Raw genomic sequence first — 17,376 nt, 5'->3', positions numbered from 1 at the left:
ATATAAACTCAGCAATCATAACTTTATTTTTGCTGAGGAACTTAAAACTTTTTAAAACACCCCAATCTCACGCAATAATTATACTTTTTTGGTAACCATGTACAAAAATTATACAATCACTAATTTAATGTATATAATTTTTTTTCAAATGCTACGTTAATGCTATATTATTGCTATACTTTTCTTCTATAATTTTCTATGAATCATAAATAAAGGATATATAAATGAGTCTAATAAATAGTATTAAAAATAATGCTAGAGAGAAGCTTAGAAATATCGTTCTTCCAGAGTGTGAAGATGAAAGAGTATTAAAAGCTGCACAGCAAGTTTTAGAAGATAAAACAGCAAATATTATCCTAATAGGAAATGAAGAAAATATAAAAGCAAATGCACAAAAGTGTGAAGCTAATATTGATGGTGCTAAAATAGTTGATCCTAAAAAATTTGAAAATATTGACACTTATGTTAATGAATTAGTTGAATTGAGAAAATCAAAAGGACTAACAAAAGAAGAAGCTACGCAAATCATGACAAATGAACCAAGATTTTTTGGTTGTATGATGGTAAGATTGAAAGATGCTGATGGCTTAGTTGCTGGTTCAAATTCACCTACAGCAGATGTTTTAAGAGCTGCTATTCAAGTTATTAAAACTGCACCTGGAATAAATACTGTATCTTCAACATTTATTATGGAAACTAAAGATAAAGAGTTTGGAGAAGATGGTTTGATTTTATTTGCAGACTGTGCTGTTTTACCAGATCCAAATCCTGAACAATTAGCTGATATAGCTTCAAGTACAGCTGCAACTGCTAAAAATGTTGTAGGATTAGATCCAAAAGTTGCAATGCTTTCTTTTTCTACAATGGGTAGTGCTAAACATCCACTTGTATCTAAAGTTCAAGATGCAGTTTCAATTTTAAAAGAAAGAAATGTTGATTTTAAATTTGATGGTGAAATGCAAGCAGATGCTGCAATTGTACCAACAATTGGTGCTAAAAAAGCTCCAGAAAGTAGTGTTGCAGGTAATGCAAATGTATTAGTTTTCCCTGATTTACAATCTGGTAATATTGGTTATAAACTAGTACAAAGATTTGCAAAAGCAGATGCACACGGACCAATTGTTCAAGGTTTAGCAAAACCTGTAAATGATCTATCAAGAGGTTGTTCAGTTGAAGATATTGCAAATTTAGTTGCAATTACAGCTACACAAGTAGAAGATTAAAAATAACAAATAATTATATGAGGGAGATGTATAAATGAATGTATTTATTTTAAACGCAGGGAGTTCATCATTAAAATACCAGTTAATGAATCCAATAACAAAAGATGTATTAGCAGCTGGTATTTGTGAAAGAATTGGAATTGATGGTGTTTTAAAACATGAATTTGGAAATGATCAAAAATTAAAAATTGATGTTTCAATGCCTACACATAAAGAGGCTATTGAGCTTGTGTTAAGAACATTAACTGATGGTGAAGGTAAAGTAATTGACTCAATTAATGATATTGAAGCAATTGGACATAGAGCTGTACATGGTGGAGAAGAGTTTGCATCGTCTGTTATGGTTACTGATAAAGTAATTGATGCAATGAAAAAACTTATTCCATTAGCTCCTTTACATAACCCTGCTAATATTATGGGTATGGAAATTTGTCAACAATTAATGCCTGGTATTCCAAATGTTGCAGTATTTGATACAGCATTTCACCAAACAATGCCAGATTATGCTTATATGTATGCTTTACCATATGATCAATATACAAAACATGGTATTAGAAAATATGGTTTCCATGGAACATCTCACTATTTTGTTTCAAATGAAGCAAGAGGAATGTTAGATAAAAAACACAATACAAGAATTATAGTATGTCACTTAGGAAATGGTTCATCTGTTTCTGCTGTATTAGATGGAAAATGTATAGATACATCAATGGGACTTACTCCTGTTCAAGGTTTGATGATGGGAACAAGAGCTGGAGATGTAGGTGCTGGTGCTATTTCATTTATGATGAGTCAAGAAGAAATGACAATAAATCAAACACTTGATTTAATGAACAAAAAATCTGGTATTTTAGGTATTTCTGGTAAATCTTCAGATTTAAGAGAAGTTCTTGATGGAATGCAAGAAGGTGATGATAAATGTAGGTTAGCTGTTGATATGGTTGCTTATAATATTAAAAAATATGTTGGTTCATATGTTGCCGCACTTGATGGTATAGATGCATTATGCTTTACAGGTGGAATTGGGGAGAATTCTGCTTTAATAAGAGAAATAGTATGTGCTGGACTTGATGGAATGGGATTAAATATTGATCCTACTAAAAATAACAAAAGATCAAACAAAGCTAGAGATATTGCAACAAATAGTTCTGCTGCTAGAATTTTTGTTATTCCAACAAATGAAGAGTTTGTTATTGCAAATGATACATACAAACTTGTTTCTGGACTTGAAAAATAAAACAAATATACTTCACAAAAAAAGGCAAGGCATTTTAGCCTTGCCTTTTTTTATCTACTATTATTTCTACTTCTAGTACTTCTACGATGATTAGTTGTAGTTTTTTTATTTGAATCTCTTCTATTAGTTCTATTTTTACTATCACTTTTTTTATTAACTTTTTTTAATAAAGGAACAGTAAAGCCTTCAATATCTTTTACAGGAATAGATATTTTTGTAAGTCTTTCAATATCTTTTAAATATTGACTCTCTTCATCACAAACTAAAGATAAAGCAATACCATTATTCCCTGCTCTACCTGTTCTTCCTATTCTGTGAACATAATCTTCAGGAACATTTGGCAATTCAAAATTTACAACATGGGGTAAAAGTTCAATATCAATACCTCTTGCTGCAATATCAGTAGCTACTAAAACTCTTATTTTTTTTGATTTAAAATTACTTAGAGCACTTGTTCTTGCCCCTTGTGATTTATTTCCATGAATTGCTAATGAGGGAATATTACTTTTATTTAAAAATTCACTTAACTTATTTGCACCATGTTTTGTTCTTGTAAAAACTAAAACTTGATTCCACTTTTGAGTATGTATTAAAAAGGCTAAAAGATTTTTTTTCTTATCTTTTTGTACATAATGAACAACTTGTGAAACTTGCTCTGATAAAGCATTGCTTCTTGCAACTTCAATTAATTTAGGATTATCTAAAAATGAATTTGATAATTTTTTAATTTCAGGTGAAAAAGTAGCTGAAAAAAGAAGTGTTTGTCTTTTATTTGGGATACTTGCAACAACTTTTTTAATATCATGGATAAATCCCATATCTAACATTCTATCTGCTTCATCAAGAACTAAAAATTCAACTCTTGATAAATCTATTGTTTTTTGTGACATGTGATCTAATAGCCTACCTGGTGTTGCAATAACAATATCAACACCTTTTCGCAAACTTGCTTTTTGTGGACTTATTCCAACTCCACCAAATATAACTGCTGTTTTCAAAGAAAGATACTTACTATAAGTTTGTATATTTTCAGAAACTTGTAAGGCTAACTCTCTTGTAGGTGCTAAAATCAATGCTTTTATATAAGATTTTTGCCCTTTTTTATTGGGTTTTTGACTCATTTTTTCTAATAATGGAAGAGTAAATGCGGCTGTTTTACCAGTACCTGTTTGTGCAGCTGCTAAAACATCTTTATGATTTAGTATAACTGGTATTGATTCTTTTTGTATTGGAGTTGGGCTTGTATAGCCTTGCTCTTTTACTGCTTTTAAAATATTAGGATTCAATCCTAATTGTGAAAATGACATATATGACCTTTGGTATCTTAGTAATTCAAGTAAAATTATTCGTGTTTTATGAAGAATATATAGGTTAGTTACTATAGTTTTTGTGTATTATATCACAATTATTAAAGAAAAGATAAATTTTTCAATTTTATCTTTTCTTTGTCTTTTAAAATTTAATTAATAAGCTTTTAAACCATCCATAAATCTAATAGAAAAGTTTGTAACTGCTTGATTTATAACTTTATCAATAAACTTATCAAACTTATCTTGTTTTTTCCATATAGGTGTTGAAACTTTTGATATTTTTATAAGCTCATCTTGTGCAAAAGATAGTGTAGCTACCTCATCAACTAATTTTACTGCTTTTGCTTGTCTTGCAGTAAAAATATGTGCATCAGCAAACTCTTTATGATTTGCTTTTTTAAGTCCTCTTGCACTACTTACATCTGTTATAAACATATCATATGTATCATCTATAACTTTTTCTAACTCTGCTTTTTCAAAGTTTTCCCATGCTCTTGTAGGTGTTCCAGCTTCTTTGTATTTACCAATCTTAACAGTTTGAGTTTTAACTCCAATTTTTTGCATAAGTTCTTCTACATTTGCACCTTGAAAAATAACTCCAATTGAACCTACCATACTTCCTGGATTTGCAATAATTTTATTTGCCCAAATTGAAGCATAATAACTTCCACTTGCCATAACTCCACTTGCATATGCTACAACTGGTTTTAACTCTTTTAGCTCTTTTATTGCATATGCAATTTCAACTGAGGGAGCAACTGCTCCACCAGGTGAGTTAACTACAAAAAGTACACCTTTTATATTATTGTCTTCTTTTGCTTGATTTACTTGCTCTAAAACTTTTGTTGAATCCATAATTGGACCACTTAATTCTATTTTTTGTAAGTTTGCAGTTTGCATATTATTCATTGTTGAATCATTTGCATCAAATACAATAAAATACATTATTGTTAAAAAAACAATTGTTTTAAAATATTTAGTAAGAAAGTCTAAAATAGCAATTATTGGTGAAAACATGAATCTAAAAAAATCACGCATCAATTCCCCTTATTATAGTTTTTTTCACGTATTTTGTATGTAGTATTATGTGAGTTGATATATCTTCTTTATGCTTTATAGCATCTGGAAGTTTTATAGCAATTATATCTGAATCTTTATTTTTTGCTAAAGTACCTTTATTTAAACCTAAAGCCTTTGCACCATTAAAAGTTGCCGCTTTTAAAATCTTTTTTGCAAAACTATTTATTTCAAACTCACTATGCATCATAAGCACATTTCTAAGTTCATCAAACATAGATAAAGAGTTATTTGAACTTAAACCATCTGTGCCTATTGAAAAATTAATATTATCCAATTTTCGCAAATCAAGTTTAGTATTGTTTAAAACTCTATTTGATGTAACACAATGATTTATTGTTGCATTTAACTCTTCAATTTTATTTAAATCATCATTACTTGCTTCAACACAATGTGTAAATGATAAATTTTTTAAATTTTGAAATTGTTCTAAAAATCTCATTGGCTTTGTAACAGCTTTTTCTTCACCTAAAAAGTTTTTAAAAAACTCTAAAAAACCACCTTCATCTTTATGCAACCAATCATACTCTTCAATTGATTCTAAAAAATGTGCACTAACAGGATAATCTTTTTGCTTTGCTATATTTAAAGTTTCTCTTATTAAAAATGGATGTACTGAATAAGGAGAATGAATGGCAATTGCTGGAAAAAACTTTTCACTTTTTTTATCTTCAGACTTTTGCAACCTTGCTTTAAAATCATTAAACAATGTATCAATCATATCTGCTTTGCTACCTATTACTTCATTGAAAAAAACCGTGTTTAAAGGTGAATTTAAACAAGCTTCTAATTCAAATCCATATGAAGAGATTGCTCCAATAGTTGTTGTACCACTTTTTTTCATCATTTCTAGTTTTTTTGATATTAATTTTGTTGTTGCTTTTTGTACAAGTTCATCCCTTGAAGCAATAACAGAATTAAGCCATAACATGAAATTACCATATTTTAAAGTTGTTGTATTTGAACTAAATTCTAAGTGAACGTGAGTGTTTATAAGACCTGGCATTAAAACAGAGTTATCTTCTAATTCTTCAATTATTTCATTTGGATATTTTTTTGAAATATTTTCAAAAGTATCAATCTCTTTTATTGTTTTATCATAAACAATAGCACCATCTTCTATGATACTATCGTTTTCATCACAAGTAACTATCCACTTTGCAGCTATTATTTTCATAATAATTACTGTTCTTTTGCGTCATTTGCTTCTTGAACTGCTTTTACTTCTGAAACAATTTGCATTAATGAAATTAATGCTAAATGATATCCAAATGGTCCAAACCCAGAAATAACTCCTGTTGATGCACCAGCTGTAATAGATTTTTGTCTAAACTCTTCTCTTTTATATATATTTGAAATGTGTACTTCTACAACTGGCAAACTAACTGCGCTTAAAGCATCTTTGATTGCAATTGAAGTGTGAGAATATGCAGCTGGGTTAATAATAATTCCATCAACTTCTCCTAAACACTCTTGTATCTTATCAACTATCTCACCCTCAAGGTTTGATTGAAAAAATTCCAATTCTACATTATTTTGTTGAGCACTTGATTTCATTTGCTCATGGATTTGCTCTAAAGTCATAGGTCCATAAATATGCTGTTCTCTTACACCTAACATATTTAAATTTGGTCCTTGAATTACTGCAATTTTCATATTATATTTCCTTTTATAAAATTTTGATAAGATTATATTAAAATTTACGTTAATGAAAGATGAGTTATGAAAAATTATATACTAAGAAATGAAAATGCAATCTACTATGAGTGCGGTTTTTCATGTGATAATGTTATTTTTATAAGTCTAGGAAGTGAGAAGTTTTTTCTAACTGATGCTAGATATGTACTTGAAGCAAAAGAGTATGCTTACAATTGTACAGTTGTTGAATCAAGAGATTTATTCCAAACTGCCAAAGTTCTTTTAAAAGATAGCAAAATTAAAAAGTTAACATTTGATCCAAATGATTTTACATATTTTGCATATTCTGAGTTAGTACAAGATTTAGATATTGAGTTTATTCAAGAAGCAAATTTTTCAAAACTCAAAAGAATCATAAAAACAGATGATGAAATTGCAATATTAAGTAAAGCAGCTAAATTAGGAAGAGAAGGTTTTAAAACTCTTGCTAAGTATATAAGAAAAAATGCTTACAATCAAAAAGAAGAATTTTTAAATTTTAAAGCAATAGAAAAAATGAGTCAACAAGGTAAATATAATTTAAGTTTTGAACCAATACTTGCAATAAATGAAAATGCAGCAAAACCTCATGCCCTACCAACTAAAAAAAGATTAAAACTTCATGATTTGCTTTTAGTTGATGCGGGAATAAAATATAAAAGGTATTGTTCAGATAGAACTTGTACTTCTTATGTGGACTTTGAAAGTTTTAATTTTAAAAGGGAACAAAAATTCAAAAATAAAAAACATCAAAAAATATATGATTTAGTATACAAAGCTCAACAAACTGCTATTAAAAATGCAAAAGTTGGGATGAAAGCTTCTAAAATAGATGCATTAGCAAGAGATGTAATAACAAAAGCTGGTTATGGGAAATATTTTGTTCATAGTACTGGACATGGAGTAGGACTTGACATACATGAATTTCCAATGATTACATCAAAAGCAGATACAATAATCGAAAATAATATGGTCTTTACTATTGAACCTGGAATTTATTTGCCAAATGAGTTTGGAGTAAGAATAGAAGATACTGTTGCCATGATTGATGGAAAAGCAGTAATTTTATAAAAATCAAGTTTTTTAAAAACTTGACTTTTTTACTCAATTTTATATTTAGGAGCAAAATGTTAAAAAAATTAGATGATAATTTAACACTATTTTATACAAGTAATTTTCCATACAATAAAAAGGTTAATTCAGACAAAAAATATCTTGTTACTATTGGTATTGGGGGGAATATAGGTAATGTAAAAAAAAGATTTGATAAGTTATTCTTATATTTAAAAGCTGATACAAGATTTGATATAATAATGACTAGTCCTTTACTTTTAAATCCACCATTTGGTTTTTTAAATCAAAATAACTTTTTAAATGGTATAATTGAACTTAAAACTAACCTAGCACCAAATGATTTTTTAAAAAATATGCAACGGTTAGAGAAAAGATTGGGAAGAAAGCGATCCTTTCAAGATGCGCCTAGAACCTTGGATATTGATATTATCTTTTTTGATAATAAAACAATTAATACCCAAAAACTTATTGTTCCTCACAAAGATTGGGCAAACAGAGAATCAGTGATTATTCCTTTAAAATATATGAATAAATTAAAAACAAAATAGAGCATAGAGTTAATTATAAGTTTTAAAATAGCACCTCTTGTTCAATTATTTTAAAGAAGGTATAAAATGAAAAAAAAAGTAGTTGTAGGAATGTCTGGTGGTGTTGATTCATCAGTTACTGCTTTACTATTAAAAAAGCAAGGTTATGAAGTACAAGGCTTATTTATGCGTAATTGGGAGTATGGCATAAAAGGTAGTCAATGCCCTAATCGTATAGAGTTTGAAGATGCTAAAAAAGTAGGTGAATTAATAGGGATTGAAGTAAAAGGTAAAGATTTCGTTGAAGAGTATAAAACTAAAGTATTTGATGTATTTTTAGAAGGTCTAAAAAAAGGACTTACACCAAATCCCGATATATTATGTAATCGTGAAATCAAATTCAATGTATTTTTAAATGAAGCTAAAAAGATGGGTGCAGATTTTATTGCTACTGGACACTATGCTAAAATAGCTAAATATAAAGATCATTATGTTTTAGACACACCAAAAGATAATACTAAAGACCAAAGCTATTTTTTACATGCATTATCAAGTGAACAATTATCACAAGCTATGTTTCCCCTTGCAGATTTAACTAAAAAAGAAGTAAGAGAAATAGCAAAAGAGCACAATTTACCAGTAAGTGATAAAAAAGATAGTACAGGTATATGTTTTATAGGGAATCAAAGATTTGATGAATTTATCACACAACATTTAAAAGCAATTCCTGGTGATATTATAGATGAAAATGAAAATGTAATAGGAAAACACAAAGGCCTTATTTGTTACACACTTGGACAAAGAAAAGGAATTGGTGTTGGAGGTATTAAAGAGACTGAAGGTGAGAATCATATTCATAAACCTTGGTATGTAGCAAAAAAAGACCTTGAAAACAATACCTTAACAATTGTGCAAGATACAAATCATCCTTTACTTATGAACAAAAGTGTTGAAGCTACTCATATGCATTGGGTACTTGGAGTTGCTCCAAAAGTTGGAGATAAACTAATGGCACAAATTCGTTATCGTCAACAAAAGCAAGCTTGTACAGTAACACAAGCTGATGATAAAAAAGTAGTAGTTGAGTTTGATAATCCTCAAAGAGCTGTAACTTTAGGACAAAGCCTTGTTTTATATGATGGTGATTATTGCTTAGGTGGTGGATTTATTAGTGATTATAATTAATATGCTATAATCCCTTTTTTAATAATCTTTACAAGATTAACTTCTAATAAATTCATGTAAAGATTATAACTTATATATGGAAGAAAGCGATCCTTTCAAAATACGTCTAAAACCAAAAATTAAATATCATATTAATTATAAATATGAAGAGCTATATGCTTCTTCATAAAATTGGGCATTAAAGAATTAGTGATTATTCCTTTATTAAATCTATAGTTTCTAAAAAAGAGACTTTTAAAGGTAAGATATGGAAAAAGTAATGGTTGGAATGAGTGGAGGAATTGATTCATCAGTTACTGCTTATATGCTACAAAAAGAGGGATATGAAGTAGAAGGTGTTTATCTAAAACTTCATAATAGAACAGATGGATATCATGAATCAAATATCAAAGATATAGAAAATGTTGCAAAATTTCTTGGTATTAAATATCATATATTAGATATTGCTGAAGATTTTACAAAAGAAGTTTATGACTATTTTGTAAATTCATATTTAGAAGGCACAACACCTAATCCATGTGTTAAATGCAATAGACAAATCAAATTTGGAAAAATGTTAGATTTTGCGAAAGAACACAAAGCTTCATATTTAGCAACAGGGCATTATGCAAAAACAGATGGTGAATTTATTTATGAAGCTGATGATAAAACAAAAGATCAAAGCTATTTCCTTTCACAAGTTGAAAAAGAAGCATTACCTTTTATGATGTTTCCAATGAGTACATATAAAAAAGAAGACATTGTAAAATTTGGTTCAAAATTAGGTGATTCGTATAAAAGAATTACAGAAAAAAATGAATCTCAAGAAATTTGTTTTGTTGATACTGTTTATACTGATGTTATTAAAAAACACGCAAATATAGATCAACCAGGTGTTGTTTTTGATGAAGAGGGAAATGAAGTAGGAACACATAAAGGTTATATGCACTATACCATTGGAAAAAGAAGAGGTTTTACTGTTCATGGTGCCCATGAACCACATTTTGTAAAATCTTTAAATCCAAAAGATAATACTATTATTGTTGGGAAAAAAGAATCACTAGAAATAAATATAGTTGAAGCAAATAATTTAAATATGTATATTGAAGATACAAACTTTAAATGTACTGTTAAATTAAGATATAGAAGTAACTTACTTCCTTGTGAAGTAAGTATTAAAAATGACAAGGCAAGTATTAAGCTTAAAAAATCAGCATTTGGAGTTGCAGCTGGTCAATTAGCAGTATTTTACATAGATGAAAAAGTTATTGGTAGTGCTTGGATTACAAACACTTTTAAATAATAAACTAAAATTCAAAAGAGAAATTACCCTCTTTTGGATTTATACTTAAAATAACTACAAAATAGTTTAAAATAAGACATTAATCTCAAAATTCCAATAAGTAATTTTTTTTTATTTATACATATAAATTCAATGTAAGAAGTATTTAGATAAAATCGCAATAAACAAATACTCAACACAAGGAAAAAAATAATGTCATGTTTTAAACTTTTTAGTGGCTCAGCTAATCCTGATTTTGCCAAGAAAGTTGGAGAATATTTAAAAGAACCAATTGGCGAAGCTAAATTAAATAAATTTAGCGATGGAGAAATTTCTGTTCAAGTTACAGAAAGTGTAAGAGGGCAAGATGTGTTTATAATTCAACCAACAAGTGCTCCTGCAAATGATAACTTAATGGAATTATTAATTATGATTGATGCATTAAAAAGATCTAGTGCAAAATCAATTTCAGCTGTAATACCATACTATGGCTATGCAAGACAAGATAGAAAAGCTGCTCCAAGAGTTCCTATTTCTGCAAAGTTAGTTGCTGATTTATTAGAAAAAGCTGGAATACACAGAGTAATTACTATTGATTTACATGCTGCACAAATTCAAGGTTTTTTTAATGTTCCAGTTGACAACTTATTTGGTTCAATTATGTTTGTAGATTATATTAGATCTAAAAAATTAGCTAATCCAATTATTGCAAGTCCAGATATTGGTGGTGTTGCTAGAGCTAGAAGTTATGCAAATAAACTTGACTATGACTTAGTAATTGTAGATAAAAAAAGAGAACAAGCCAATGTTGCGGAAGTTATGAATATTATTGGTGATGTAAATGGCAAAGATGTAATTTTAGTTGATGACATGGTTGATACAGCTGGGACATTAGTTAAAGCAGCAGAGGCACTTAAAAAAAGAGGTGCAACATCAGTTATGGCTTGCTGTACACATGGAGTATTAAGTGGTCCAGCATATGAAAGAATTGAAAATGGTGTTTTAGATGAATTAGTAGTCTCAGATACAATCCCTCCAAAACAAAAGTCAGATAAAATTACAGTTTTAACTGCATCAGAGATAATTGGAGAAACAATAAAAAGAATTCATAATAATGAATCTGTTAATTCAATTTTTAAATATTAAGTTAATATGAACAATTAAATGCTTTGTCATTAAGTTTTAGCTATTATAATATAAAAAACAATAAAACAAGGATAATTATGAAGAAAGTACTATTATCAACAGTATTATGTGCAAGCTTAATGTTTGCAGCAGATAGTTCTTACAAATATGAAGTAACTCCATTAGTTGGTGGTGTTGTAACAGAGGGTAATACTACTCTTGATGATCACTATGGGGTTGGTGGATTAAGTTTAGGATTTAATCTTGAAGAAAGCATGTTTGATCAAATAGAACTAGGTTTTTTAAGAAGTTTAGGTGATGTTGATTATGATAAAGGTGGAGATACTTCGATTTCAAGAATCTTTACAAATGTAATCAAAAATTATGATCTTACAACTAATACTTCACTATATACTTTAATAGGTGCGGGTGTTGAAGTTTTTGGTCATGAAGCATATAAAAACGAAACAGGATTTTTTGGAAACTATGGTGTAGGTTTAAGATATAACATCAGTGATGATTTAATATTTAAAACAGATGTAAGACATATGATTGAAACTGATCATGGAGACAATAGCTTACTTTATACTTTTGGTTTAGCAATTCCTTTTGGAAAAAAAGCTACAAATGTAACAAAACATGAACCTGTAAAACAAGAAGTTAAACCTGAACCTAAAAAAGAAGTTCAAGCTAAAAAAGTAGAACTAGATAGTGATAATGACGGAGTAATTGATTCAAAAGATCAATGTGCAAATACACCAAAAGGTGATTTTGTAGATGAAAAAGGTTGTTCTTTAAAAACAGATTTAAATATTAACTTTGCTTTTGATAGTGCAAAAATCAACAATTCATATGAGTCAAAAATTAAAAAATTTGCAGAATTTATGAAATCATTCCCATCAACAAAAGCAAAAATTGAAGCACATACAGATTCAATTGGTACAGAAAAATATAACCAAAAATTATCTGAAAGAAGAGCAGCTTCTACAGTTAATGCATTAAAAGCATATAATATTGATGCAAAAAGATTAAAATGGCATGGATATGGAGAGTCTAAACCTCTTGCAACTAATGCAACAAAAGAAGGTAGAGCTAAAAACAGAAGAGTTGAAGCTACAATCGTAAAATAAAAACATAATTAAAAGATAGGTTCTCCTATCTTTTAATAACTACAATAACTTAATAACTACATAACATTATTTTAGATATAATCGCGTAAAATATAATAAAATAGGATACTACTTTGCAAAAAAACATTAGAAATTTTAGTATTATTGCACATATTGATCATGGAAAATCAACACTTGCTGATAGAATAATCCAAGAGTGTGGAGCTGTTACAAATAGAGAATTGTCAGCTCAAATGATGGACACTATGGATATAGAACAAGAACGTGGTATTACTATTAAAGCTCAAAGTGTTAGATTAAAGTATGTAAAAGACAATGAAGTATATGTACTAAATCTTATTGATACTCCAGGGCATGTTGATTTTTCATATGAAGTTAGTAGAAGTTTAGCCTCTTCTGAGGGAGCTTTATTAATTGTTGATTCAACTCAAGGAGTTGAAGCACAAACAATTGCAAATGTTTATATTGCACTTGATAATGACTTAGAATTACTTCCAGTTGTAAACAAAATAGATTTACCCTCAGCTGATCCTGATAGAGTATTAGAAGAAACAGAAGAAGCTATTGGTTTAGATTGTACAGAGCATAATTTAATTAGTGCAAAAACAGGTCTTGGAGTAAAAGAGTTAATTGATTCTATTGTTGAAAGAGTTCCTGCACCAAATGGAGATGAAAAGGCTTCTACTAAAGCACTTATTTATGATTCTTGGTTTGATAATTATCTTGGTGCACTAGCTCTTGTAAGAGTTTATGATGGAAGTATTAAAAAAGGTCAAGTATTAAAGATGATGAACACAAAAGTTGAACATCCAGTACTTGATTTAATGTACCCTCACCCAATAAAAAGAGAAAAAACAAATGAAATACAAACAGGTGAAATTGGTATTGTAGTTCTTGGACTTAAAACTCTTGATGGAATTGCAGTTGGTGATACAATGACAGATGCTAAAAATCCAACATTAAAGCCAATTGCTGGATTTGAGCCTGTTAAACCATTTGTTTTTGCAGGACTTTATCCAATTGAAACTGATAAGTTTGAAGATTTAAGAGAAGCCCTTATTAAATTACAATTAAATGACTCTTCTATTTCATTTGAACCTGAAAGTTCAGCTGCTTTAGGAAGTGGTTTTAGAACAGGATTTTTAGGAATGCTTCATATGGAAGTAATAAAAGAAAGACTTGAGAGAGAATTCAATCTTGATTTAATCGCAACTGCACCAACTGTTGTATATCAAATTGAGAAAAAAGATGGAGAGAGAATTGAAATTCAAAATCCATCAGAATTACCAGAACCAAACTATATAGAAACAATTTATGAACCATATGTAAAAGCAACAATATTAGTACCTGATGAGTTTTTAGGAAATGTAATAAAACTAGTAAATGAAAAAAGAGGAATTCAAGTAAAAATGGATTATTTAGGTAAAAGAGTTTTACTTGAATATGATATTCCTATGAATGAAATAGTAATGGATTTTTATGATAAATTAAAATCTACTTCAAAAGGTTATGCTTCTTTTGATTATGAACCAATAGGTTTTAGACCAGGTGATCTTAAAAAACTTGATGTAAGAGTTGCAGGAGATATCGTAGATGCACTTTCTATTATTGTACCAGAAGATAAAGCAGTAGCCAGAGGAAGAGAGTTTATTAAAGCATTAAAAGAGTTAATTCCAAGACAATTATTTGAAGTTGCTGTTCAAGCAAGTATAGGAACAACAATTATTGCAAGAGAGACTGTAAAATCAATGGGAAAAAATGTTACTGCAAAATGTTATGGTGGTGATATTACAAGAAAAAGAAAACTTTTAGAAAAGCAAAAAGCTGGTAAGAAAAGAATGAAAGCTATTGGTAAGGTTAATGTACCTCAAGAAGCTTTTATGGCTGTTCTTAAAATCTAAATTTTGTAAATTCAAGATTTAATATTTGTATATAAGTAATTAATATATAAATTTAAATCTTGGAACTTGTTTTTAAAATTTCATAATCATATTAAAAAAATAACTTCTTGACTCTCCATGTGTATCTGAATCAATAAAATACTTTTTATTAAATATATTTTTTATATCAAAATTAAATTTTATATCTTTATCTTTTACTTTTGTATAATAAGAACTTCCTATGGAAGCAATAGTATAAACATCTAGTTTTTTACTATTATTTTCATTTGCATACCGACTTGACATATGAGTTAATCTACTAAATAACTTAATCTTTTTTATTTTATATTCTAGATTCATGTTTAATTGTTTTTCTGCTTTATCTTTTAACTTATTACCAATCAAATCTTTTCTATTACTATTTTTTATCTTATTGTGGCTTATTATTGCTAACATTGCTAATTTTAGATTATCATAAAAACTTTTAATTATAGAGATTTTTATCCCTTGAGATTCACTATCAATTTTTTCTTTTTTATTTGAATCACTTTTTCTATAAATATAGTCATAATAATTATTTTCTCTAAATAATGTACTACTAATCAAATATGATTCAAAAAAATCTTTTTCAAATGTTAATTCTATTCCTCTTGATATGTTGTTCTTATTTTTTATATAATCAGAATCAATATCTTTATAAAATTTATTATAATTATCATTTATTTGATAAATTTTAGTATAAACATCAATTGAATCAAAACCTAAATTTGTATCAAAGCTAACTTTATTTTTATCTTTTAAAATAAGATTTCTATACCCATTTGTATCTATATTTATGTTTGAATTTAAATTTGAATTTATACTTTCAAAGCTAAGTTTACTAGTCATTATAGAATTATGTTTAAAATATAACTTTGCTAAAGATTGTTGCTTATAGATTTTATTTTCAGAAAAAAGTCCTATTGAATTATCTATACTTTTTTTTAATGAGTCTTCATAATTAAAATTTAAATCTAACCAAATATTATCATTTATATATAAACTATTTGCAAAAGTTACACTTTGTTTATCTTCATTATTTAAATCGTAAAAACTTGTATCATAAAAATTTGTATTTAATTTATTATCATTAAGATAACCATTTTTTTCTAATTTATATTCTATTACATATTCGTAAAGTTTATTTTTTTTCTCTACTTTTAAGAGTGCATTATTTTTATCAATATTTTCAAGTTTAATATAATCAAATTGTATTCCATAAGAGTATACATATAAAAATTGTAAAAAAATAAATAACTTTATTACATACATACTAAACACCTCATTTAATATCTTTTTACAAACTAATTATATTATAAGAAGCTTTTATTGAAATTATTGAGTTTAATTTGTACTTCAAATAACAAGTAGCAAAAGTACTACTTGTTATAAATATTACTTTTTAAAAGGTAACTCAAAAGCAATAGTAACTTCTGAAAAACTTTTACCCTTATGCAAATCAAAACACTCTTTAGCAAATTTTGCAAAAGATTCACTCATACTATAATCTAAAATATCAATCACACCACTTGCTATAACTTTTTTATCTTTTATTTCATATTTCATAGGAACAGTTTTTGTTACTTCATTCATAGTTAATTTCAATGTTAAACTTTTAGTATTTGTATTAACATCTGAAATAAAAGCAAGAATTTTTTCTGAACTTTTTAAAGAAAAAAGCGTATTTACCATACTTTTATTTCTAACTTCCAAACCAGATTCTAAACTTAAAGAGTCAATTTTTACTTTTGCACTTTTTAAAAACTTAGTAAAATTATCACTTTTTTTTATCTGTAAATTAACATCTTTAAATGTTCCAGATACACCAACTTTCTTTTCTGTTTTATATCCTGTCCATTGCACTTTTAAGTCACCATTTAACTCATATGCATTTAAAGATACAAATGCAAATAAGAAAAAGATACCAATTAGTAATTTTATTTTCATAACAACTCCTTTCATTTATCATATAAAATCTAATATTTATTTAAGATAATAATTATAAATTAAATATTATTTTAAATAATTTATAGTATTATTTTATATGAGATGTATATCATGTGAAAAATTATCTTTTCTTATTATTTGTAAAAGTTGCCAAGAAAAATATCTTGAACCATCTTTTCATAAAAGAGAAATTGATAAGAATTTTTTTAATTACTCATTTTATGCTCTAAGTGATATAGAAGATTTATTAAACTCTAAATACTACTTTTATGGAGATAGAATTTATAATATATTAGCAAATTTATCTTTTAAAAAGTTTGCACAAAATTTTGATTTTAAATATAAAGTTTATGCAATACCAATTGATGATCATACAAGACATGAGTTTTCACATACTGCAATACTAACTAAACATCTACAATCAAAATATATACAAGCAAAAACAAACTGTTTAAAAGCAACAAATAAAGTAAAATATGCAGGAAAAAATTTAAAATATAGACAAGATAATCCAAGGAATTTCAAACTATCAAATTTATATAATCAAACAACAATTATATGTGATGATTTAATCACAACAGGTGCTACAATATTAGAAGCGAAAAAAGTTTTAAAGAAAAAAAATAATCAAGTTATCTTTTCTTTAACCCTAGCTGATGCAAAAATTTAGTATAATTTATTTTA

At 27.5% G+C, this 17,376-nt stretch carries 16 protein-coding genes; 10 read left to right on the top strand and 6 right to left on the bottom strand.

Going from position 1 to position 17,376, the window contains the following annotated elements; genetic code table 11:
- Positions 1-224: 224 nt before the first annotated feature.
- Positions 225-1,223 carry a phosphate acetyltransferase gene (gene pta, locus AMRN_RS03115; RefSeq protein WP_099310128.1) on the top strand — a complete coding sequence of 333 codons (999 nt, stop codon included), beginning with the start codon at positions 225-227 and terminating at the stop codon, positions 1,221-1,223.
- Between the two features lie 34 nt (positions 1,224-1,257).
- Positions 1,258-2,460, top strand: coding sequence for an acetate/propionate family kinase (locus AMRN_RS03110; protein WP_099310127.1), 1,203 nt, complete (start codon positions 1,258-1,260; stop codon positions 2,458-2,460).
- 50 nt (positions 2,461-2,510) lie between these two features.
- On the opposite strand, the gene AMRN_RS03105 is transcribed toward AMRN_RS03110, so the two are convergent.
- The 4 genes from AMRN_RS03105 to aroQ all read right to left on the bottom strand — a co-directional run bounded on the left by AMRN_RS03105 (position 2,511) and on the right by aroQ (position 6,503).
- Positions 2,511-3,767 carry a DEAD/DEAH box helicase gene (locus AMRN_RS03105; protein ID WP_099310126.1) on the bottom strand — a complete coding sequence of 419 codons (1,257 nt, stop codon included), beginning with the start codon at positions 3,765-3,767 and terminating at the stop codon, positions 2,511-2,513.
- Between the two features lie 156 nt (positions 3,768-3,923).
- A complete protein-coding gene (sppA, locus tag AMRN_RS03100; RefSeq protein ID WP_099310125.1) occupies positions 3,924-4,808 on the bottom strand; it encodes a signal peptide peptidase SppA in 885 nt (294 codons plus the stop codon).
- Positions 4,801-6,024 carry an aminofutalosine deaminase family hydrolase gene (gene mqnF / locus AMRN_RS03095; protein ID WP_099310124.1) on the bottom strand — a complete coding sequence of 408 codons (1,224 nt, stop codon included), beginning with the start codon at positions 6,022-6,024 and terminating at the stop codon, positions 4,801-4,803. Before mqnF ends, sppA begins: the two co-directional genes overlap by 8 nt.
- Before the next feature lie 5 nt (positions 6,025-6,029).
- On the bottom strand, positions 6,030-6,503 hold the full coding sequence (gene aroQ / locus AMRN_RS03090; protein WP_079577318.1) for a type II 3-dehydroquinate dehydratase: 474 nt from the start codon (positions 6,501-6,503) through the stop codon (positions 6,030-6,032).
- Positions 6,504-6,569: 66 nt separating this feature from the next.
- Between aroQ and AMRN_RS03085 the strand changes: the two genes are divergently transcribed.
- From AMRN_RS03085 to lepA, 7 genes are all read left to right on the top strand, one after another.
- Positions 6,570-7,595, top strand: a complete 1,026-nt coding sequence (locus AMRN_RS03085) for a M24 family metallopeptidase (RefSeq protein ID WP_079577317.1) — start codon at positions 6,570-6,572, stop codon at positions 7,593-7,595.
- A 56-nt stretch (positions 7,596-7,651) separates the two neighbouring features.
- Entirely contained in the window at positions 7,652-8,146 is a 495-nt protein-coding gene (gene folK, locus AMRN_RS03080) for a 2-amino-4-hydroxy-6-hydroxymethyldihydropteridine diphosphokinase (protein WP_099310123.1), read from the top strand.
- 66 nt (positions 8,147-8,212) lie between these two features.
- Positions 8,213-9,310 (top strand): tRNA 2-thiouridine(34) synthase MnmA, encoded by a 1,098-nt coding sequence (mnmA, locus tag AMRN_RS03075; RefSeq protein WP_099310122.1) that lies wholly within the window; start codon positions 8,213-8,215, stop codon positions 9,308-9,310.
- 247 nt (positions 9,311-9,557) lie between these two features.
- Complete coding sequence (gene mnmA, locus AMRN_RS03070) at positions 9,558-10,592, top strand: tRNA 2-thiouridine(34) synthase MnmA (protein WP_099310121.1); 1,035 nt, start codon at positions 9,558-9,560, stop codon at positions 10,590-10,592.
- A gap of 192 nt (positions 10,593-10,784) precedes the next feature.
- Positions 10,785-11,717: a ribose-phosphate pyrophosphokinase gene (locus AMRN_RS03065; protein ID WP_099310120.1), complete on the top strand. Its 933-nt coding sequence runs from the start codon at positions 10,785-10,787 to the stop codon at positions 11,715-11,717.
- Between the two features lie 77 nt (positions 11,718-11,794).
- Complete coding sequence (locus tag AMRN_RS03060) at positions 11,795-12,826, top strand: OmpA family protein (protein ID WP_099310119.1); 1,032 nt, start codon at positions 11,795-11,797, stop codon at positions 12,824-12,826.
- A 113-nt stretch (positions 12,827-12,939) separates the two neighbouring features.
- Positions 12,940-14,727 (top strand): translation elongation factor 4, encoded by a 1,788-nt coding sequence (gene lepA, locus AMRN_RS03055; RefSeq protein WP_099310118.1) that lies wholly within the window; start codon positions 12,940-12,942, stop codon positions 14,725-14,727.
- Positions 14,728-14,799: 72 nt separating this feature from the next.
- Here lepA and AMRN_RS03050 read toward each other — a convergent pair whose 3' ends face one another.
- Together AMRN_RS03050 and AMRN_RS03045 are read right to left on the bottom strand one after the other, a co-directional pair.
- Entirely contained in the window at positions 14,800-16,017 is a 1,218-nt protein-coding gene (locus tag AMRN_RS03050; RefSeq protein WP_118897356.1) for a porin family protein, read from the bottom strand.
- Positions 16,018-16,140: 123 nt separating this feature from the next.
- On the bottom strand, positions 16,141-16,692 hold the full coding sequence (locus AMRN_RS03045; RefSeq protein WP_228150851.1) for a YceI family protein: 552 nt from the start codon (positions 16,690-16,692) through the stop codon (positions 16,141-16,143).
- A gap of 97 nt (positions 16,693-16,789) precedes the next feature.
- Between AMRN_RS03045 and AMRN_RS03040 the strand changes: the two genes are divergently transcribed.
- A complete protein-coding gene (locus AMRN_RS03040; RefSeq protein ID WP_099312206.1) occupies positions 16,790-17,362 on the top strand; it encodes a ComF family protein in 573 nt (190 codons plus the stop codon).
- Positions 17,363-17,376 lie beyond the last annotated feature (14 nt).

The sequence above is a fragment of the Malaciobacter marinus genome (assembly GCF_003544855.1).
GTDB classification, from domain to species: domain Bacteria; phylum Campylobacterota; class Campylobacteria; order Campylobacterales; family Arcobacteraceae; genus Malaciobacter; species Malaciobacter marinus.
This window is presented reverse-complemented; position numbering and strand designations above follow the sequence as displayed.